Origin of the sequence: Pseudomonas sp. 2(2015), from assembly GCF_000955865.1 — a bacterium.
Lineage (GTDB): Bacteria > Pseudomonadota > Gammaproteobacteria > Pseudomonadales > Pseudomonadaceae > Aquipseudomonas.
Genome location: NZ_JYOF01000021.1, coordinates 1 through 20,108 on the forward strand (window position 1 = coordinate 1; position 20,108 = coordinate 20,108).

The 20,108-nt window shown below is 63.7% G+C and carries 19 protein-coding genes and 1 pseudogene; 10 read left to right on the plus strand and 10 right to left on the minus strand.

Translation table 11 applies throughout. The features are described 5' to 3' along the window. Positions 1-97: 97 nt before the first annotated feature. Together queD and UB48_RS23420 are read right to left on the minus strand one after the other, a co-directional pair. On the minus strand, positions 98-454 hold the full coding sequence (gene queD, locus UB48_RS23415) for a 6-carboxytetrahydropterin synthase QueD (protein WP_010226613.1): 357 nt from the start codon (positions 452-454) through the stop codon (positions 98-100). 49 nt (positions 455-503) lie between these two features. After that, the gene (locus UB48_RS23420; RefSeq protein ID WP_045201337.1) at positions 504-1,586 is read right to left on the minus strand and encodes a patatin-like phospholipase family protein; all 1,083 of its coding nucleotides are present in this window, start codon (positions 1,584-1,586) and stop codon (positions 504-506) included. Positions 1,587-1,745: 159 nt separating this feature from the next. On the opposite strand from UB48_RS23420, the gene UB48_RS23425 reads away from it, so the two are divergent. The 4 genes from UB48_RS23425 to UB48_RS23440 are packed head-to-tail and all read left to right on the plus strand — an operon-like array spanning position 1,746 to position 4,352. Beyond that, the gene (locus tag UB48_RS23425; RefSeq protein ID WP_045201338.1) at positions 1,746-2,054 is read left to right on the plus strand and encodes a PepSY domain-containing protein; all 309 of its coding nucleotides are present in this window, start codon (positions 1,746-1,748) and stop codon (positions 2,052-2,054) included. Continuing rightward, positions 2,054-2,368 (plus strand): PepSY domain-containing protein, encoded by a 315-nt coding sequence (locus tag UB48_RS23430; protein WP_045201339.1) that lies wholly within the window; start codon positions 2,054-2,056, stop codon positions 2,366-2,368. The genes UB48_RS23425 and UB48_RS23430 overlap by 1 nt, the downstream gene beginning before the upstream one ends. Further along, positions 2,368-3,036: a response regulator transcription factor gene (locus UB48_RS23435; protein WP_045201340.1), complete on the plus strand. Its 669-nt coding sequence runs from the start codon at positions 2,368-2,370 to the stop codon at positions 3,034-3,036. The genes UB48_RS23430 and UB48_RS23435 overlap by 1 nt, the downstream gene beginning before the upstream one ends. Beyond that, complete coding sequence (locus UB48_RS23440) at positions 3,033-4,352, plus strand: sensor histidine kinase (RefSeq protein WP_045201341.1); 1,320 nt, start codon at positions 3,033-3,035, stop codon at positions 4,350-4,352. The genes UB48_RS23435 and UB48_RS23440 overlap by 4 nt, the downstream gene beginning before the upstream one ends. A gap of 5 nt (positions 4,353-4,357) precedes the next feature. Here UB48_RS23440 and UB48_RS23445 read toward each other — a convergent pair whose 3' ends face one another. The 3 genes from UB48_RS23445 to UB48_RS23455 form a co-directional block, all read right to left on the minus strand. After that, positions 4,358-5,209: a proline/glycine betaine ABC transporter permease gene (locus tag UB48_RS23445; protein WP_045201342.1), complete on the minus strand. Its 852-nt coding sequence runs from the start codon at positions 5,207-5,209 to the stop codon at positions 4,358-4,360. Continuing rightward, entirely contained in the window at positions 5,206-6,192 is a 987-nt protein-coding gene (locus tag UB48_RS23450; protein WP_045201343.1) for an ABC transporter substrate-binding protein, read from the minus strand. Before UB48_RS23450 ends, UB48_RS23445 begins: the two co-directional genes overlap by 4 nt. 137 nt (positions 6,193-6,329) lie before the next feature. Further along, positions 6,330-8,477, minus strand: coding sequence for a methyl-accepting chemotaxis protein (locus UB48_RS23455; protein ID WP_045201344.1), 2,148 nt, complete (start codon positions 8,475-8,477; stop codon positions 6,330-6,332). Positions 8,478-8,746: 269 nt separating this feature from the next. On the opposite strand from UB48_RS23455, the gene UB48_RS23460 reads away from it, so the two are divergent. Further along, positions 8,747-10,066, plus strand: coding sequence for a Na+/H+ antiporter family protein (locus UB48_RS23460; protein WP_045201345.1), 1,320 nt, complete (start codon positions 8,747-8,749; stop codon positions 10,064-10,066). Positions 10,067-10,092: 26 nt separating this feature from the next. Here the strand turns inward: UB48_RS23460 and UB48_RS23465 are convergent, their stop codons facing one another. The 3 genes from UB48_RS23465 to UB48_RS23475 form a co-directional block, all read right to left on the minus strand. After that, positions 10,093-11,097: a FecR family protein gene (locus UB48_RS23465; protein WP_045201346.1), complete on the minus strand. Its 1,005-nt coding sequence runs from the start codon at positions 11,095-11,097 to the stop codon at positions 10,093-10,095. Positions 11,098-11,287: 190 nt separating this feature from the next. Continuing rightward, positions 11,288-13,057 (minus strand): acyl-CoA dehydrogenase C-terminal domain-containing protein, encoded by a 1,770-nt coding sequence (locus tag UB48_RS23470; protein ID WP_045201347.1) that lies wholly within the window; start codon positions 13,055-13,057, stop codon positions 11,288-11,290. 24 nt (positions 13,058-13,081) lie between these two features. Then, positions 13,082-14,704, minus strand: coding sequence for an acyl-CoA synthetase (locus UB48_RS23475; protein ID WP_045201348.1), 1,623 nt, complete (start codon positions 14,702-14,704; stop codon positions 13,082-13,084). A gap of 193 nt (positions 14,705-14,897) precedes the next feature. Here UB48_RS23475 and UB48_RS23480 point away from each other — a divergent pair, with 193 nt between their 5' ends. Together UB48_RS23480 and UB48_RS23485 are read left to right on the plus strand one after the other, a co-directional pair. Further along, positions 14,898-16,697 (plus strand): PAS domain S-box protein, encoded by a 1,800-nt coding sequence (locus tag UB48_RS23480; RefSeq protein WP_052676561.1) that lies wholly within the window; start codon positions 14,898-14,900, stop codon positions 16,695-16,697. A gap of 1 nt (position 16,698) precedes the next feature. Then, positions 16,699-17,313, plus strand: a complete 615-nt coding sequence (locus UB48_RS23485; protein WP_045201350.1) for a response regulator transcription factor — start codon at positions 16,699-16,701, stop codon at positions 17,311-17,313. Between the two features lie 54 nt (positions 17,314-17,367). Here UB48_RS23485 and UB48_RS23490 read toward each other — a convergent pair whose 3' ends face one another. Further along, positions 17,368-17,688, minus strand: coding sequence for a YqjD family protein (locus tag UB48_RS23490; RefSeq protein ID WP_045201351.1), 321 nt, complete (start codon positions 17,686-17,688; stop codon positions 17,368-17,370). A gap of 131 nt (positions 17,689-17,819) precedes the next feature. Between UB48_RS23490 and UB48_RS23495 the strand changes: the two genes are divergently transcribed. Beyond that, a complete protein-coding gene (locus tag UB48_RS23495) occupies positions 17,820-18,074 on the plus strand; it encodes a hypothetical protein (RefSeq protein ID WP_045201352.1) in 255 nt (84 codons plus the stop codon). A gap of 21 nt (positions 18,075-18,095) precedes the next feature. On the opposite strand, the gene UB48_RS23500 is transcribed toward UB48_RS23495, so the two are convergent. Further along, complete coding sequence (locus UB48_RS23500) at positions 18,096-18,572, minus strand: LEA type 2 family protein (RefSeq protein WP_045201353.1); 477 nt, start codon at positions 18,570-18,572, stop codon at positions 18,096-18,098. Positions 18,573-18,701: 129 nt separating this feature from the next. Here UB48_RS23500 and UB48_RS23505 point away from each other — a divergent pair. Then, positions 18,702-19,205 (plus strand): annotated as a pseudogene (locus tag UB48_RS23505) (RNA polymerase sigma factor); the annotation flags it as partial. A gap of 7 nt (positions 19,206-19,212) precedes the next feature. Further along, positions 19,213-20,091: a FecR domain-containing protein gene (locus UB48_RS23510; protein WP_045201354.1), complete on the plus strand. Its 879-nt coding sequence runs from the start codon at positions 19,213-19,215 to the stop codon at positions 20,089-20,091. The last annotated feature ends 17 nt before the right edge of the window (positions 20,092-20,108 follow it).

The following is a 20,108-nucleotide window of genomic DNA, read 5'->3' on the forward strand; positions in this document are numbered from 1 at the left end:
TGCAGGTAGGGGTTTTGTCTTTTCAGCGCCCAGCTGGATAAAATGCCAGCCAAAAAAAACCACCCCGCAGGGTGGTTTGTTCGCTTCCTTCGCCGACTCAGTCGCCGTAGTACTCGCAACCACTGGTGCAGGTCTCGTGAATGCGCACCTTGGACAGCTCTGGCAGCAGCGGCTTGACCTGGTCCCAGATCCACTTGGCGATCACTTCGCTGGTCGGATTCTCCAGGCCTGGAATGTCGTTCAGGTAGTTATGGTCCAGTTGTTCGTACAGCGGCTTGAAGATCGCCTTGATCTCGGAGAAGTCGCGGATCCAGCCGGTATGTGGATCGAGCGGGCCGGTCAGGTGCAGGGCAACCTTGAACGAATGGCCATGCAGGCGACCGCACTTGTGCCCTTCAGGCACGTGAGGCAGGCGGTGGGCCGATTCGAACGTAAACTCTTTGAAAATTTCCACGATATCTTGACTCTGTAAACCAATGCTGGCTGCCAGTTTACCAGCATGGTCACTTCAGTGGTTGCAGATGCGTGTGCAGCTTGCCGGTTTCTATCAGTTCGAGCAGCTCGTCGCCCAGGCGCTGGCTTTCAGCCATTGCCTTGTGCCAATAACGCTGACGGCTGCCCGCATCGCCCATGAAGCGCTTGAAATCGCTACGATCCGGCAGCTTGCCGTAGGGCAGGCTGGCCAGGTACTGCGGCGAAGGCGCAAGCAGCAGCACATTGCGCAAGCGCTGGGTATCCCCACGGCGCCACGGCAGGGCCTTGTCGAACCAGCCGGGGATGACCTTGTCGGTGAAGTGCGGGTAGAGCACCAGGTCGTCGCCGGAGTAGGGCAAGTCGAGGTGATAGTCCAGCAAGCCGCCATCTCGATAGGTCCCCTGACCGACACCCGGAATATCGCGTACGCCTTGCATGACCATCGGGATCGACCCCGAGGCCAGCAGGCCATGGCGCAAATTCGCAACATCCAGTGGCAGGCAGCGCGAGGGGAAGTCCGTCAGTGGCTGCAATGGCGGAGCGCTGCGGGCGTCGTGCAAGATGATTCGCTCGAAGTGCCGCGACAGGCGCGCACGGCCAATCAGGTTGTCAGCGATGACCGATGACAGGCCCATGCCCAGGCGCCCGCGGTGATCGTCAGCAAGCAGGCCATGGCTTTTGACCACCATGATGTTCAGGCGGTAGCCCGGGCTTGCGAGTATCTGTGCGTCGCGGTTTTCGAGCAGTTCATCGAGCATGCGCTCGCAGCTGCGGCTGACTTCGGCCTGGGTCACGCCCTTGGCAAAGTCCTGTTCGGTGTACAGCTGGCCCAGGCGCTGCAGGGCCTGGGCGGGGTTGGGCAAGCAGGCGCTGGCAAAGCGCCAGGAGCCGATGGATGCGCCGATCAACGCCCGCTCACGGGGTGCGCTGGGCAACCAATGGCCGAACAACGCCAGGTCCAGGCCTTGTATGCCGAGGGCCTTGGGCCCCCCAGCTGCACCCGGCAGCACACCCACATCGGCAGCCTGTAATCCACGCTCGCGGATGCGCTGCAAGGCGCGATTGCCGGCCTTGAGCGTCAGCGCCGGGTACTTGATATGGATTGCACTCATACGGGCCTCGCTGTCTTGAGCCGGTAATTATAAAGAACAGCGCTCCGGAAGTGGGGCAGGGCTGCGCTATCATGTCGCCAGTTGTTTTCAGCTTCAATTAAGTTCGGTTGGGTACTCTAGGCCCCGTAGAAACATTTTTGATCTCAACGGAGAGACACCATGAAAACTTTGACTGCCCTGTTCGCCACTGCTGCCCTTGCCCTGAGCGCCAACGTTGCGCTGGCTAAAGACATTCCGACCAATGAAGTGGTCAAGCTGGTTCAGGCCAAGACCATCATGTCCCTGGACGACTTGAACGCCAAGGCGCTGGCCAAGCACCCAGGCGCTACCATCAAGGATTCCGAACTGGAGGACGTCTACGGCCGCTATGTCTACAAAGTCGAGCTGCGTGACGCCCAGAACGTCGAATGGGACGTTGATCTTGATGCCAAGACCGGTGAAGTCCTCAAGGACGCCCAGGACACCTGATGAGCCCTTGCATGCGAACAGCACAGGCATTTCTCATTGCGCTGTTGGCCCTCTGCTCGCTGGCTTCGGCCCGCGACCTCGATCAGGATGAAGCCCTGCAATTGCGTCAGCAGGGCGTGATCCTGCCGCTTGAGCAACTGCTGCAGTCCGCCCTGGGGCGTTACCCCGGGGCGAAACTGCTGGAAGCGGAGCTGGAAGAGAAACACGACAGGTATGAGTACGAGGTCGAATTGCTGACCCCTGAAGGCGTGGTACGCGAGATCAAGCTCGACGCTACCAATGGAGCGCTGCTCAAAGACGAGGAAGATGACTGATGCGCCTGTTACTGGTCGAGGACAACGTGCCGCTGGCGGATGAACTGACCCAGAGCCTGCAACGCCAGGGCTATGCGCTCGACTGGCTGGCCGACGGCAGGGATGCGGTCTACCAGGGCAGCAGCGAACCCTATGACCTGATTATTCTCGACCTCGGCTTGCCTGGCTTGCCGGGGCTTGAGGTACTGGCCCAGTGGCGGGCATCGGGGCTGGTGACCCCGGTGCTGATCCTCACCGCGCGCGGCTCGTGGGCCGAGCGTATCGAGGGGCTCAAGGCCGGTGCCGATGATTACCTGAGCAAGCCGTTTCATCCAGAAGAGCTACAGCTGCGCATCCAGTCGCTGCTACGCCGTGCCCGCGGCCTGGCCAACCAGCCGACCCTTGAAGCCGCCGGCCTGCAGCTGGACGAAGGCCGCCAGTGCGTCACCCGCGCCGGCGTCGACATCCAGCTCACCGCTGCCGAGTTTCGCCTGTTGCGCTACTTCATGTTGCACCCGCAACAGATCCTGTCGAAAAGCCACCTCGCCGAACACCTCTACGACGGTGAGACCGAGCGCGATTCCAACGTTCTCGAAGTGCACGTCAATCACCTGCGCCGCAAGCTCGGCCGTAGCGTGATCGAAACCCGCCGTGGCCAGGGTTATCGCTATGCCGGGAGCTGCGAGTGAAGTCGATTCAGGCACGCCTGAGCCTTGGCCTGATTGCGGTATTGGTGCTGGTCGGGCTGGCCCTGGCGCAGATCAGCCTGTGGCTGTTCGAGGCTGGCCTGCAGCGCTACCTGGAGACCGGTCTGCGCAAGGAGAGCGAAAACCTGCTGGTAGCCCTGGTACGCGGGCAGACCGGCCTTGAACTGGATGAACGGCGAATTTCCTCGGCCTATAAGCGGCCGTTTTCCGGCTATTACTTTCGCATCGATTTTGACGGCGGCAACTGGCGCTCGCGTTCGTTGTGGGACATGGACATGCCGGCGCCGCAAACCCCGGGGCTGCACGCCGGCCTGGAGCTGGGGCCGGAAGGCCAGCAACTGTTGGTGCTGCGTGCCGATTACCGGCGCCTGGGCCAGGCGATTTCCATCAGCGTCGCCCAGGACTATACCCCGGTGCGCGATGGCTTCAGGCGCATGCAGCAGATCGGCCTGGGGCTGGGCCTGGTCGCACTGTTATTGATCCTGGTACTGCAACGCATCACCGTGACCCGCTCATTGCGGCCGCTGGAGCGCGCCCGCGAACAGATCGCCCAACTGCAGCAAGGCCAGCGTTCGCAGCTCGATACCCAGGTGCCTACCGAGCTTGAGCCCCTGGTCGCACAGATCAACCACTTGCTGGCCCACACCGAAGACAGCCTGCGTCGTTCACGCAATGCCCTGGGCAACCTCGGGCATGCGCTGAAGACACCGTTGGCGGTGCTGCTCAGCCTGGCCTCCAGCGAACGCCTCAAAGACCTGCCTCAAGTCCGTGCCCAGTTGCGCGACCAGCTCGAGCAGATCCAGCAGCGCCTGAGCCGTGAGCTCAATCGCGCGCGGCTGGCTGGCGATGCGTTGCCGGGCGCGCAGTTTGATTGCGATGCCGAGCTGCCCGGGCTGCTGTCGACCCTGGGCATGATCCATGGCGAAGGCCTGGAGTTGAGCAGGCAGGTGCCGCCCGGTTTGCTCCTGCCCTGGGACCGCGAAGACCTGCTCGAACTGCTGGGCAACCTGCTGGACAACGCCTGCAAATGGGCCGACAGCGAGGTGCAGTTGAGCATCGAAGAACAGCCGCAACGCTATTGCCTGTGGATCGATGATGACGGCCCCGGCATTCCGCAGGCGGCTCGTGAACAAGTGCTTGAGCGCGGTACCCGGCTTGACGAGCAGGTTGACGGCCATGGCCTGGGCCTGGGCATCGTGCGCGATATCGTCGAAGCCTGGGGCGGGCAGATGCGTCTGCTTGAGAGCCCGCTGGGTGGCTTGCGGGTGAGTATCGAGCTGCCGCGCAGGGTCAGATAGCATCGCTAGCCCCGCCGCGGTTGCCCATACGCCTGACTGATCCGGTCAATCACCATCGCCAGCGCCACAATCGCCAACCCGGCCTCCACACCCTTGCCGACATTGAGCGTCTGAATTCCTGCCAGCACATCCTCGCCCAAGCCGCGCGCGCCAATCATCGAGGCGACCACCACCATCGACAGCGCCATCATCACCGACTGGTTGAGCCCGGCCATGATGCTCGGCAGCGCCAGCGGTAGTTGCACCCGCCGCAGCCGCTGCCAGCGACTGGCGCCCAGGCCGTGGGCCGCCTGGGTCAGGCTCGGGTCGATCTGGCTCAGGCCCAGTTCGGTCAGGCGGATCAACGGCGGCAGGGCGTAGATCAAGGTGGCGAAGATCGCCGGTACCTTGCCCAGGCCGAACAGCATCAGCACCGGGATCAGGTAGACGAAGCTGGGCAGCGTTTGCATGACATCGAGCACCGGCATCAGCAGCTTGCGCGCCAACGGTCGGCTGGCCAGGAGGATGCCGAGCGGGACGCCGATCAATACGCACAGGCCGGTGCTCACCAGCACCAGTGCGCAGGTCTGCAGGAGCTTGTCCCACAGGCCGACCACGCCGATCAGAAACAACAGGCCGCTGAGCACCAGGGCGCGGGTGATGCTGCGGCTGGCGTGCCAGGTCATCAGCGCGACAATCACCAGCAACAGCCACCAGGGCGCCAGGCGCAGCAGGTTCTCGAAGCCGACCAGCACCTGCAGCAAGCCATCGGAAACGTTGCGCAGCTGGTCGCCGTAAGCCAGCACCAACCAATCGACAAAACGGTTAACGGCATCGGCAAAGGAGTAGTGCAGCGCTTCGGGAAAACCTCCACTCACAGGCTGGCCTCGACCTTGCTCGCCACTTCGGCGGGTAGCCAGGCTTTCCAGATCTGCGGGTTGTTGCGCATGAACCTGAGCGCGGCATTCTTGGGTGACTCGCGCTTTTTGCTCATCTGCGCCAGGGTCTTGTTCAAGGTGTCGATGGGCAGGTCGACCTTGGCGAAGAACTCGACCAGTTCGGGATAGTCCTTTTTGAATGGCGCCGAAACACCAATCGACAATTTTGCCGGCAGTGAGCGCGTGCCTTGCGGGTTGGGGTTGCTGGCATCGGTCAGGGTCTTCCAGGCCTGGGCATCGAAAGCGGGTTCTTCCAGGCGCACCAGATCGTAGCGGCCCATCAGCGGGGTAGGGCTCCAGTAGTAGAACAACACAGGCTTGCCGCGGCGGATCGCCGAGGTGATTTCAGCATCGAGCGCCGCGCCCGAGCCACTGCGAAAGTTCACGTAGTCCTGGTCCAGCCCGTAGGCCTTGAGCTTCTGGCTGTTGACGGTCTCGGAGGTCCAGCCGCTGGGGCTGTTGAGGAAGCGGCCCTTGTCTGCGGACTCAGGGTCCTTGAACACGGCCTTGTACTGCTTGAGGTCAGTCACCGAGCGCAGCTTTGGTGCCCGGTTCTTGATCACGTAGGCCGGCACATACCAGCCCTCATCGGCGTTCTTCACCGTATCGCCGATGCTGAACACCTGGCCGGCCTGCTCGGCCTTGATCCAGGCCGGGCTGCGGCCGGCCCATTCCTCACCGATGACCTGGATGTCGTTGCGCGCCAGCGCCACTTCCATGCTCACGGTGCTGCCGGGCAGGGTATCGGTGGGGTAGCCGTAGCCTTTTTCGACAATCAGCCGCAGGATTTCGGTGGTGAGGCTGCCGCTTTCCCAGGTGATGTCGCCAAAGCGAATGGGCGTGGATTTATCGGCGGCGTCGCTTGAGGTGATCAGGCCCAGCGCCAGGAAGGCGCTGGCCAGCAAGGTGGTGATCGGCTTCATTGTGCCTCGCTCGCAGGGTAGGGAGTCCGGCAAGTGTAGTAGAAGCGTGCAGGTGAGCTTTTTGTGGGAGCTGGCTTGCCAGCGATGGGGCCGGCATGCTGTTGCGCTCGATCGCTGGCAAGCCAGCTCCCACAAGGTTACACCCGGAACTGATCCATCAGCCCCTGCTGCTGGTTGGCCAGGCTGTTGAGCGACTGGCTGACCCGCGCCGATTCGTTGGCCTGTTCCGACAGCGATTCGGTGACATCACGAATGGTCGCCACGTTGCTGTTGATTTCTTCGGCCACCGCGCTCTGTTCTTCGGCGGCGCTGGCGATCTGCAGGTTCATGTCGCTGATCACCGTGACCGCATTGCCGATCTGCTGCAGGGCGGTGACTGCCTGGCCGACCTGTTCGACGCTGCCCTGGGCCTGGCGATGGCTGCTGTCCATGGCGCCGACCACGTCGCGGGTACCGGCTTGCAGCTGTTCGATGACCTGGCGGGTTTCTTCTACCGACTCCTGGGTCCGGCGCGCCAGATTGCGCACCTCGTCGGCAACCACGGCAAAACCACGGCCGGCTTCACCGGCACGCGCGGCCTCGATGGCGGCGTTGAGGGCCAGCAGGTTGGTCTGCTCGGCAATCGAGCGGATTACTTCCAGCACCGAACCGATCTTCTCGCTGTTCTCGGCCAGGCCCTCGACCTGGCTCATGGCGGTGTTCATGTCGGCAGCCAGGGTGTCGATGCTGCTGGTGGTACGGTCGATCACCGCCAGGCCCTGGCGGGTCGCCTGGTCGGCGTCGCGGGCGGCCTGGGCGGCTTGCGCAGCGCTGCGGGCGACGTCCTGGGCGGTGGCGCTCATCTCATGGGAAGCGGTGGCCACCTGGTCGACCTGGCGATACTGCTGCTCCATGCCGGCGCTGGTCTGGGTGGCGATGGCCGAAGACTGGTCGGCGGTATCGCGGGCGGCCTGGACCGAGCGCTTGACCTCGGCAATGGTCGGTTGCAGCTTGTCGAGAAAACGGTTGAACCAGCCGGCCAGTTCGCCCAGTTCGTCGCGCTTGTCGTAAGTCAGGCGCCGGGTCAGGTCGCCTTCGCCGCTGGCGATGTCCTTGAGCATCGCCGCCACGCCAAGGATCGGCCGGGTCACGGTGCGCGCCATCAACCAGATCAGCAACAAGCCGACGATGGCCGCCAGCAGGCCCAGGCCCAATTCCATCAGGGTGCCGCTGGTGTTGCGCTGGTCGAGCTCTTGCTTGAGGGCTTCGGCCGGGCCGGTCAGGGCGCTTTCCGGCACGTCGAGCAGCACGCCCCAGGGCTTGCCGCCAGGTATTGGCGCAAACGAGGCCAGCACTTTCAGGCGCTGGTTATGGTGGATGCTGTGCAGCGGCGTGCTGTCGCCGAGCAGGCGGATCAGTTCGGCGCCTTTTTCGCTGTCGACCTGGTCAAAGCGCTGGGCCAGCTTGCTGGCGTCCGGGCTGTAGCCGGCCAGCAGCCCCACGGGGCTGAGGATGCCGACCTGGGTCTGGCCCTGGTACAGGTTGCGGCTGGCCTGTTGGCTCATGGCCTGCAGGCTGTTGAGATTGATGTCGATGGACAGGGTGGCGATGACTTTGTCGGCCGCCTTCAGCGGGAACACGATGCTGGTCATCAGCACCTGCTGGCCGTTGATCTCATAGAAGTAGGGCTCGATCACACAGACCTTGCCGGTGGTGCGCGGGCACACCGACCAGGTGTTGGCCGGCTCGCCGCTGGGGCCGATGCTGGTGTCATTCATGTCGCGTTCGGGCAGCGCCATCGAGGTCAGCTGGCCCGGGGTCGGTTGCGACCAGTACAGGGCGAAGCGGCCTTTCTCGTTGCTGCCCAGGTCTTTCTGGTCGACGAACAACGCGTCCTTGTTGTCCAGCGCGTTGGGCTCGAACACCAGCGACAGGCCGAGCAGCTCGGGGTTGGCCTGCAGGGCCGCGCGCACCTGGCGGGTCATGTCTTCGCGCAGGTCGAAGGCATCGAGGAAGCGTTTTTCGGCCTGCTCGCGCAAAAACAGCACCTGGCGCGAGAAGCCGGCGCCATACTGGTAGGCGTCCATGAACTGGCGACGGATGTTCAGTGCCTGGACTTCACCCTGGGATTCAATGCGCCCCTGGGCCGCTTCGGTGAGCATCTGCATGCTGCTGGCCTTGACCAGTTGCGTGCTGTGCTCCATGCGATACAGCGAGAGTCCCACCAGCAGGGTGACGATGCCGGCCAGGCACAGGCCGGCCAGCAGGGTGATCTTCCACTGAATGGAAAGTTGTCTGAACGACATGGCGAAGTCCTTTGATCCTGAAAGATTGAGGCTGCCGACTATGTCGGCCGCGATGCCGTTTTCTTTATTCAAACGTTCAATTGAAATGCGTCGTTTTCGTCTATTCAAGCGACACGTTGTCGCAGGTCGCCAAGGCCTTTTTTTGACAAGTGCGGGGGGCTGCTTCAAAGTGTGCGCCCTCCCATAAAAATACCTGTCGTTCGGCCACTGCTCGCGGGCAGTCTGTCGCCGGATCGGTCGCTTTTTGTCTGGTTTCTAGAGGTTACAGAATGAATGCAGTAATTGCCGCGGTCGGCATCATGCTGATATTGAGCCTGTCCCGTGTGCATGTGGTGATTGCCCTGATCATCGGCGCCCTGGCCGGTGGCCTGGTGGGTGGCCTGGGCATCGAAGGCACGCTCAAGGCGTTCAATGGCGGGCTGGGTGGCGGTGCTACGGTGGCGTTGTCGTACGCCTTGCTCGGCGCCTTCGCCGTGGCCATCGCCAAGTCGGGCATGGCCCACGCCCTGGCCGACCGCGCCCTGGCCATGGTCGATCGCCAAGGCCATGGCGAAGGCGGCAAGGTCAAGTGGTTACTGATCGGCCTGCTGCTGGTGGTGGCGATTTCCTCGCAGAACATCCTGCCCATCCACATTGCCTTCATTCCGTTGCTGGTGCCGCCCCTGCTGTACGTGCTGACCAAGCTGCAGATCGACCGGCGCCTGGTGGCCTGTGTGATGACCTTCGGCCTGATCACCCCGTACATGTTCCTGCCAGTGGGTTTCGGCAATATCTTCCTCAATGAAATCCTTCTGGCCAACGTCAGCCGCAGCGGTGTGGATGTCAGCGGCGTCAACGTTACCCATGCCATGGCCATCCCGGCTGCGGGCATGCTCTTCGGCTTGCTGGTGGCGGTGTTCATCAGCTACCGCAAAAAGCGCGTGTACAACCTGGAGAAAATCGAACAGGTCGAGCAGGTGGCGGTCAGCTACAACCCGCTGACCCTGCTGGTAGCGGGCGTTGCCATTGCTGCAGCGTTCATCATCCAGCTGTGGCTGGACTCGATGATTATCGGTGCCATGGCCGGCTTTCTGATCTTCTCGGTGTCGGGCATCGTGCGCTGGAAAGACACCGACGACCTGTTTACCGAAGGCATGAAGATGATGGCCATGATCGGCTTCATCATGATCGCCGCTTCGGGCTTTGCCGAGGTGATGAAAGCCACCGGCGAGGTCAAGACCCTGGTCGAGACTTCGGCGTCCTGGATCAACCACAGCAAGGGCGTCGGCGCACTGCTGATGCTGCTGGTGGGCCTGCTGGTGACCATGGGCATCGGCTCGTCGTTCTCCACCGTGCCGATCCTGGCAGCGATCTTCGTGCCGCTGTGCGTACAGCTGGGCTTTGATCCTGTGGCCACGGTGTGCATCGTCGGTACCGCCGGTGCTCTGGGCGATGCCGGATCACCTGCCTCGGACTCGACCCTGGGGCCGACCTCGGGCCTGAACGTCGACGGCCAGCATCATCATATCTGGGACACGGTTGTACCGACTTTCATCCACTACAACCTGCCGTTGCTGGCATTCGGTTGGCTGGCGGCGATGATGCTCTAGGGCAGGGCGAGGGCTGAGCGCAAGGCTCAGCCTTTGGCGGGCGGCGGCGAGATGCGGTTGAGCACCATGTTGCCGTTCTTGTTCTGGGTCAGGTACACCGGCAGCACCTTGGGCAGGGTGCTGACCAGGCGCTTGATCTCGCTGGTGTTGTAGATGCCGCTGATGCGGATGCTGCCGGTACCGGTATCGGCCAGCAGCAGCGGTTTTTCCAGGTAGCGGTTGATCATCGGCAGGGCCTGGGCCAGGCTCTGGTTGTCGAGGATCAGCTTGCCCGTACGCCAGGCCAGGCTGTTGTCCTGGTTGGCGGTCTGGTCCAGACGTGGCTCATAGTCGCCGGCCTTGTAGCTGGCCTGCATGCCCGGGCCAAGGCGATAGCTGCTGTCGCTGGCGTTGCCGTCACTGCTGACCAGCACCGAGCCTTCGACCAGCGTGACTTTGACCTGGTCATCGTACTTCCACACGTTGAACTGGGTGCCGGTGACCCGCGTCCAGCCATTGGCCGCGTGCACCACGAACGGGTGCTGGCTGTCGTGACGGACCTTGAAGAACGCCTCGCCCCTGACCAGGGTTACCCGGCGCTCATCCTTGTAGTTGGTGAAGCGCAGTTCGGTATTGAGGTTGAGTTCGACTTCACTGCCATCACTGAGCACTACGCGATTGACCCGCTCGCCGGTCTCCAGGGACTGGTAGCTATTGGGCAGCCAGCCTTGTTCCCAACCGATCCAGGCGCCGGCTGGCAGGGCGACCAGGGCGATGGCTGCGGCGCTGGCCAACCGTTGCCATTGGCTGCGCTGCGGTCGAGGCAGCGCTACGACGTTGTCCGGGAAACTGCGTGGCAAGTGATCGGCGGTTTGCCAGATCTCGACCATCGCCTGATATTCCTGCAGGTGCAGCGGGTGGGCTTTCAGCCATTGCTCGAACGCGCGTCGCTCGGCGGCGGTACAGTCTTCAGCTTGCAGGCGCAGGCACCACTGTGCGGCGGCATCGGTGATGGCATCGTGTTCGGCGTCGCTGAGACTGGTGTGGTTCATTGAAACTCCCGGTTTTGTCCATTCTACCTTGCAGGGTAGGCGGGCGAGAACCGAGATAATGGCGAATGACTATCAGTTGTAAGATTTTTTACCGTCAAAACCCCGTAAAACCGCGGATCTGACAATGATTACCTACAAAATCACAGACGAAAGGTAGGCCTGCGCCACTGAGCAGCGGCGCAGGTTGTTTTCAGAACTGCGCGGCATCCAGCTCGAACAATGAAGCACTGCCGGCGCGAATGCTCGCGTGCAGCGACAGGGTGCGTGGCAGCAGGCGTTCGAAAAAGAACCCGGCGCTGGCCAACTTGGCACCGTAGAAGGCAGGGTCCTGAACCAGCGAATCGCGGGCGACCGCTGCCATGCGTGACCACATGTAGGCGTAGGCAACGTAGCCGAACAGCTGCAGGTACTCCACAGAGGCCGCGCCGATGGCATTCGGGTCATGGCGCGCTTGCTCGCACAGCCACTGGCTGAGGTCTTCGAGCTCGCCCAGGGCCTTGAGCAGCGGCTGGCGGAACGGCGGCTCAGTTTCGCTGAACTGGCGAATCTGCGCGGCAAAGGCCGCCAGCGCCTGGCCGCCATCGGCCACCACCTTGCGCCCGAGCAGGTCCAGGGCCTGGATACCGTTGGTGCCTTCGTAGATCTGCGCGATGCGCACATCCCGCACCAGCTGCTCCTGGCCCCATTCGCGAATGTAGCCGTGGCCGCCGAACACCTGCTGGCCGAGCACGCAGCTTTCCAGGCCGTTGTCGGTGAAAAAGGCCTTGGCCACCGGCGTCAGCAAGGCCACCTGGCGTTGCGCCGCGTTGCGTTCATCGGCGTCTTCGGCGTACTTGGCGATATCCAGTTGCTGGCCGACATAGGTGGCGAAGGCGCGCCCGCCTTCGGTGAGGGCGCGCATGGTCAGCAACATGCGCCGCACATCCGGGTGGACGATGATCGGGTCGGCAATCTGCTGCTTGTTCTGGGCGCCGCTGGCCGCGCGGCTTTGCAGGCGCTCACAGGCATAGCGGGCGGCGTTCTGGTACGAGGCCTCGGCGCAGCCAATGCCCTGGATGCCAATCGACAGGCGCTCGTAATTCATCATCGTGAACATCGCCGCCAGGCCGCGATTGGGTTCACCGATCAGGTAGCCGCTGGCGCCGTCGAAGTTCATCACGCAGGTGGCCGAGGCCTTGATGCCCATTTTGTGCTCGAGCGAACCGCAGCTCACCGCGTTGCTGGCGCCCAGGCTGCCGTCGGCATTGACCAGGCGCTTGGGCACCAGGAACAGCGAGATGCCCTTGGGCCCGGCCGGCGCATCCGGCAGCTTGGCCAGCACCAGGTGGATGATGTTCTCGGTCAGGTCCTGGTCGCCGCCGGTGATGAAAATTTTGGTGCCGCTGACCTTGTAGCTGCCATCGGCCTGGGGCTCGGCCTTGCTGCGAATGATCCCCAGGTCAGTGCCGGCATGGGGCTCGGTCAGGCACATGGTGCCGGCCCATTGGCCGCTGTACAGCGCCGGCAGGTAACTGGCCTTGAGTGCTTCACTGGCGTGGGCGTCGATCGCCAGGCAGCAGCCGGCGCTCAGGGCCGAGTACAGGCTGAAGCTGCAGTTGGCGGCATAGAGCATTTCTTCGAACTGCACCGCGAGCATCTTCGGCATGCCCAGGCCGCCAAACTCAGGATTACCGGCCAGGCCCACCCAGCCACCGTCGCGGTAGGTTTGCCAGGCCTGGCGAAAGCCGTCCGGGGTGCGCACGCCACCGGCCTCGAAGGCCACGCCCTGTTCATCGCCGCTGCGGTTGAGCGGGGCAATCAGCTGGCTGGTGATTTTTGCCGCCTCTTCGAGGATGGCATCGGCGGTGTCGGCATCGACCCGCTCGGCCAGGGTCGGCAGGCGCGCCCACAGCGCCGGGCCATGGAACACTTCATGAAGGACAAAGCGCATGTCGCGCAGGGGAGCATTGAATTCAGGCATGGCAGTTCTCGCTGTCAAAGGGGGTCAGAGCGCCTTGGCCCAGTCGCGCAACAGGTACTTCTGGATCTTGCCGGTGGAGGTCTTCGGCAACTCGCTGAATACCACGGTCTTCGGTAGCTTGAAGCCGGCCAGGTGCTCGCGGCAAAAGGCGATGATCTCGGCTTCGCGGGTGGCCTCGCAGCCGGCCTTGAGGGTGATGTAGGCGCAAGGGGTTTCACCCCACTTTTCATCCGGGCGGGCGACCACGGCGGCTTCGAGGACTGCCGGGTGTTTGTACAGGGTGTCTTCGACTTCAATGGTAGAGATGTTCTCGCCACCGGAAATGATGATGTCCTTGAGCCGGTCCTTGATCTCGACGTAACCGTCGGCATGCCAAACGGCCAGGTCGCCGGTGTGGAACCAGCCACCCCGGAAGGCCTCGCTGGTGGCTTCGGGGTTTTTCAGGTAGCCCTTCATTACCGTGTTGCCACGCATGAAGATCTCGCCCAGGGTGTTGCCGTCGCGTTGCACCGGCTCCAGGGTTTGCGGGTCGGCGACCATCAGGCCTTCGAGGGTCGGGTAACGCACGCCCTGGCGCGATTTGATCCGCGCCCGTTCAGCCAGCGGTTGCTCATCCCACTCGGCGTGCCAGGCGCAGACGGTCACCGGGCCATAGACTTCGGTCAGGCCATAGACGTGGGTGACTTTGATGCCCATTTCTTCCACCGCACCAATGACCTTGGCCGGTGGCGCCGCACCGGCAACCATGGCATTGACCGGGTGATCGATCGCTGCCTTGGCCGACTCGGGCATGTTGATCAGCGCATTGAGCACGATCGGCGCGCCGCACAGGTGGCTGACCTGGTGCTCGCGGATCAGGGTAAGAATCTTCTGCGGGTCGACCCGGCGCAGGAACACATGAGTGCCGGCCAGGGCGGTGACGGTCCAGGGGTAGCACCAGCCGTTGCAGTGGAACATCGGCAACGTCCACAGGTACACCGGATGGTTGCCCATGGCCCAGGTCATCTGGTTGCCCAGGGCATTGAGGTAAGCGCCGCGGTGGTGGTAGACCACGCCCTTGGGATTGCCGGTGGTACCGGAGGTGTAGTTCAGCGAGATCGCCTGCCATTCGTCCTCGGGCCAGTGCCAGGCGAACTCGGGGTCGCCTTCAGCCAGAAACGCCTCGTAGTCGAGGTCGCTGACCGCCTGGCCTTCGCCGTATTCCGGGTCATCGACATCGATCACCAGCGGCGGGTATTTCATCAGCGCCAGGGCCGCTTCGATGACCTTGTGAAATTCGCGGTCAGTGATCAGCACCTTGGCTTCGCCGTGCTCGAGCATGAAGGCAATCGCTTCGGCATCCAGGCGCACGTTGAGGGCGTTGAGCACGGCGCCGATCATCGGCACGCCAAAGTGCGCTTCAAGCATGGCCGGAATGTTCGGCAGCATCACCGCCACCGTATCGCCCTGGCCGATACCGCGCCCGGCCAGGGCGCTGGCCAGGCGGCGCGAACGTTCATAGGTCTGTTGCCAGTTACGGCGGATCGCGCCATGAATCACTGCCGGGTACTGGCCATAGACGGCGGCGGTACGCTCGATGAAACTCAAGGGGCTCAAGGCAACATGATTGACAGGGGCGGGCGCCAGGCCCTGGGAGAAAATCGACATGAGGTCGTCCTGTGCAGGAGGCAGCCGCCCATTGGCGAACTGAAACCCCCGATGGCTGATTGTTAGCTCTGTTCAGGTGTCGTGAAGGGCAGGCCCTTCCGCTGTCGCAAGTTTTACGCGAATGGCTATGGTAACTGGAAGATAGACTATAGCAATATGGTATAAATACTATAAAAGCCCAGAGGCACCGTTTTTGGATACTTCGTTTTCCCTGCTGCTGGCCAAGGACCCGCAACCGAGCCTGTTGCTGGATGCCGAGGCTCGTCTGCTGACCAGCAATCCAGCCTTGCAGGCCTTGATGGGCCCCGAGCGTGACGTCGAGCGCTGGCTACCGAGCAACTACCGGGCCCTGGTACGCGCTTGCCTGGAGCAGGGGCGGGCGATCAGCGAGGTCGAGGCGCAGGTGGCCGGGCAGATTCTGCTCTGGACCTTCATCCCCGATGACGCCGGCCAGCAAGTGCTGGCGCGTTGCCGCGACGCCACCCCGGAGCGCCAGGGCGAGCGCGACGCCAGCCAGGCCCGGCGCCTGTACCGGTTGATCACCGAGAACACCACCGACCTGATTTCCCGGCACACGCCCGATGGCCGCTTTATCGATGCTTCGCCTGCCGCCTTGCGCCTGCTCGGTTACTGGCCAGAGGAGCTGCGCGGGGTGCCGGTGCAGTCGCTGTTTCACCCGCAGGATCGCCGGCAAGCGCTGTTGCAGGCGTCCCAGGCGCTGGAGCAGGACGGCTACCAGACCATGACCTGGCGGGTGCGCCACCGTGATGGCCGTTACCTGTGGTTCGAGATCGCCAGCCGCGCCATCCGCGAAACCTACACTGGCGCGGTGGTAGAAATTGTCAGCGTCTCGCGCGACATCAGCGTGCGCATCGAGGCCCAGGAAAACCGCCGGCGCCTGGCCGAAGTGGTCGAAGCCAACACTGACCTGGTGCTGTTCAGTGACCGCGACGGCCGCCTCAGCTACCTCAACCGTTCGGCGCGCCGGGCCCTGGGGCTGCAGGGAGTCGAGCCGCTGCCCGGCTTGCAGGCCTTGCTCGACCCAGCGCTGCAGCAACGCCTGCACAGCGAAGGCTGGCAGCGCGCCGAGCAGCAGAGCGTGTGGCAGGCCGAGGCGCGGCTGGTGCCGCATCAGGGCGGCGCGGCGTTCCCGGTATCGCTGGTGCTGCTGGCCCATCGCGCTGCCGGTGGCGAGCGCTACTACTCGCTGGTGGCTCGCGACATGACCGAGCGGGAACTGCGCGAAAGCCAGCAGCGCCGCCATCAGGACGAACTGGCCCACAGCGCCCGGCTGATCACCCTCGGTGAGCTGGCCTCGGGGATCGCCCATGAAATCAACCAGCCGCTGGCGGCGGTGGTCAATTACGCCAGCGCCAGCCTGCGCTACCTGCAAGCCGTTGAGCGCGACCCACAGGCGGCGCAACGGGTCGCCCAGGGCTTGCAGCGCATCAACGAACAGGCGACCCATGCCGCCGAGGTGATCAAGCGCTTGCGCGCCTTCCTGCGCAAGGAACCGCGGCGCTTGCAGGCCCTGGCGATTGCCGATGTCGTGGCCGAGGCGGTGCGCCTGTGCGACTGGGAGGCCAGCCGTGACCAGGTGAGCATCGAGCAACGTGTGGTCGCCGGGCTGCCCGCGGTGTACGCCGACCGGGTGCTGCTCGAGCAGGTGCTGCTCAACCTGTTGCGCAACGCCATCGATGCCAATCGCGAACAGCACAACGGCCGGGCCTCGGGTATCCTGCTCAGCGCCCAGCTTGAGGCCGGTTGGCTGGCGATCCGCGTCAGCGACCAGGGCCCGGGGGTGGCGGCCGAGCGCCTGGACGGTATCTTCACGCCGTTCAACACCAGCAAGGCGGACGGCTTGGGGCTGGGCTTGAGCATGAGCCGCAGTATCATCGAAGGCTTTGGTGGCACCTTGCAGGCCCAGCCTGGTGAGGCGGGCGGATTGATCTTGTGCTGCCGGCTGGCGCCGGTGGCCAACAGTGGGGAGTGATATGCAGGAACCGCGGGTGTATGTGGTCGACGATGACCAGGGCATGCTCGATTCGACCCTGTGGTTGCTCGAGTCGGTGGGCTTACAGGCGCTGCCGTTCACCAGTGGCCAGACCTTTCTTGACGCTTGCGACAGCCATCGGCCGGCGTGCGTGCTGCTGGATGTGCGCATGCCGGGCATGGGCGGTTTGAGCGTGCAGGAAGCGCTGCGCGCCCGCGGCATCGATTTGCCGGTAATCTTCGTCAGCGGCCATGCCGATGTGCCGATCGTGGTGCGCGCCTTCAAGGCCGGGGCCTGCGATTTCATCGAGAAACCCTACAACGACCAACTACTGCTCGACAGCGTTCAGGCCGCCCTTGGCCAGGCGCGTCATGCCGGGCCGCTGGAAGCGGTGCAGGCACGTGTCGATAGCCTGACGCCCCGTGAGCGCGATGTGTTCCTGCCGTTGGTGCAGGGCTATACCAATCGGGAAATTGCCGAGCAGTTGCAGGTCAGCGTGAAGACCGTCGACCTCTATCGCTCGCGGGTCATGAAGCGCATGCAGGCCGAGCATTTGCCGGCGCTGGTGGGCATGGCGATTGCCTGTGGGCTGGTGCAGCCGTTGAGTTTGCGTTGAGTTCATCGCAGGTCCTGCCTGCTCTTACAGGAGCGAGCAGGACCTGCGATGCGTTTATGGCCTGCGCCCCAGCAGCAAACCGACCACCAGGCCAAAGCCTGCCGAAATCGCCACCGTCTGCCACGGATGGCCGCCGATGTAGTCCTGGGTGGCCTCGACCACCGGCTGCGCCTTGCTGCGCACGCCAGTGACCGCGTCGCGGGCCTGTTTCAGTTTCAGTCCGACCTGGGCGCGCAGGGTTTCGGCTTCTTCGCCAACCAGCGCGGCGCTTTCGCTGAGCAGTTTTTCCGACTCCTCGATCAACGCCTGCAGCTCACTGAACGCCTGGTCCTTGATTTGCTCGGCATCGCTTTGCACGGTGGTTTTCCTGGCCATGGGTGCTTCCTCGTCAGTTGATGGGCATTGAACAGTGGATGCCGGCGGGCGCTGAAAGTTGCAGCGGTTTGCCGGGCATCGGCGGCTACAGTGTAAGATAGCGCCTATTTTCTAGCGGCAGGACACCCCTCATGAGTTTCAATCTGGCCAACAAGAGCTTCGCCGAACGGGCGCAGATCGAGGACGAGAAAGCACGCCTGTTCGAGCTCTGGCAGACCAACCTGGGCAAGGCCAAGGCCGATGCGGCGCGAATCATCGCCGAAAAGCCGCGGCGCAAGGGCAAGTGGGCCGAATGGGTGCGGGCAGAGCTGGACGGCATGTCGCCGCCCGAGTACGCCAACATGGTCCGCAGTGAAGTCAACAAGCTGATGGCCGCGGCCAAGTAAGCCCCCGGGCCCATCACGCCATCACCAGGTGGCTTTGGCTGGCTGTGGCAGGTTGAGCCGGCCGCTGTCACTGAAGCGCCGGGTCCCGAAGGCGCCACCGGCCAGCTTGCCGCGCACCGTGTACGGCAGGCCATCGAGGCTGCGCACCTGGCTCAGGCCCACGGCCTGGCGCAGCACCGAGAACGCGGTGATGCTCACCGGCACTACCAGTACCTGCTCGCTGAAACGCCCGATGCTGCCACTGCGATCGCTGACACCGGCCGCCAGCGGCTGGCCATTGACCTCAAGGTTGAGGGCGATGCCGTTGTAGTCGATTGCGGTTTCGTTGGGGTTCTGCACACGGATCTTCACCGCCATGCGCAGTTCCAGGTCCTGGCCGGGCAGGGGCTCGATGCCGATCACGCTGATGTTCACCGGGTCGCGGGGCTGCAACAGGGCGCAGGCGTTCAAACCGCCGATCAACAGCAGGGCCAGGCACAGGCGTAAGTATCGGGTCACGGCATAGCTCCAGCGAAAACAGCCCCGAGTGTGGCAAATGCACAGCGGCGTTGAAAGTCCTGTACGTTATGAAAGATACTTGTTCTCATTAACGTCCGCTAATTCTTCCCACTGGCCATCGAATCCTTCATGTTGACGTCTCCCGTGTCCGGGCTGCTTGCAAGCTTCCAGGAACATTACGATGACCTGCTGCAGTTCCTGACCCGGCGCATGAGCGACCGCCAGCGGGCCGCCGACGTCGCCCAGGAAACCTACCTGAAACTGGTGAAGATCGAGCAGCAGGACCTGCCCGTGCTGCATGCACGCAGCTTCATCTTTCGCGTGGCCGGCAACCTGGCCATCGATACCTTGCGCCGCGAACAACGCATGAGCAGCAGCCTCGACGACAGCGAAGCGGCGCGTCAGGTGCCATGCCCGGCGCCGGCACCGGAAGCTGCGTTGCTCGCCAGTGAGCGCCTGGAGCTGCTCGATGAAGCCTTGCTGCAACTGTCGGCCAACGCCCGTCAGGCCTTGCTGCTCAACCGCGTCGAAGGCCTGACCCAGGCGCAGATTGCACAACGGCTGGGCGTTTCCGAGAGCATGGTGGCAAAATACATCGGCCAGGCCCTGCGCCATTGCCGCGACTGGCTCAAACACAACCATGACTGACGCCTACGCCATGCCTGCGCCGCAACCGATCAGCGATTTGTCCGATGATGCCCTCGACTGGCAGGTGCTGCTGCATTCGGGCAACGCCAGCGCCGCTGACCGCCAACGCTACCAGCGCTGGTGTGCGCTGAGCCCGGCGCATGCCGAGGCTGCGGGTGAAGCCGAGGCACTGTGGGCAGACCTGGGGCAGACCCGGGCGGCGGCAGAAGTAGCCGCGCCGGCGCCACGTTGGCGGCGCTGGGGCTCGGCCGTGGCCGCCTCGCTGGTGTTGGCACTGGTCGGCTACGGCGGCGTGCAGCAGGCGCCGGCCCTGCTTGCCGACTACCACACCGGGGTGGGCCAGCAGCAGCGCATCACCCTTGCCGATGGCTCGCAGGTCACCCTCAACAGTGGCAGTGCGCTGTCGGTGGAATTCAGCAGTGGTGAGCGCCGCGTGCTGCTCAAGGCCGGCGAGGCCTTGTTCGAGCCTGCTGCCGACCCGCGGCCGTTCGTGGTCGATGCTGGCGCCGAGCCGGTGCAGGGCAGCGCTGCGGTGTTCAGTGTGCGCCGTGATGGCGTGCGCAATCGCGTGGTGGTAGCCCAGGGCCAGGCGCAGGTAGGCGGGCAGGTGCTGGAAACCTCGCCCGACGCCCGCGCGCAAACCGCCTGGCAGCGCGGCAAGCTGATCTTCAACGGCAAGCCGCTGCGCGAAGTGCTGGCCGAACTTGAGCGTTATCAGCACGGGCGCATCGTGCTGTCGGATCAGCAACTGGCGGCGCTGCAGGTCAGCGGGGTGTTTGACCTGAACGACCCTGAAGGCTTGTTGCGCACCCTTGAACAGCGCTATGCGCTGAAAGTTACCTACCTGCCCTGGCTGGCGGTGGTGAACTGACGGGCCTCATCGCTGGC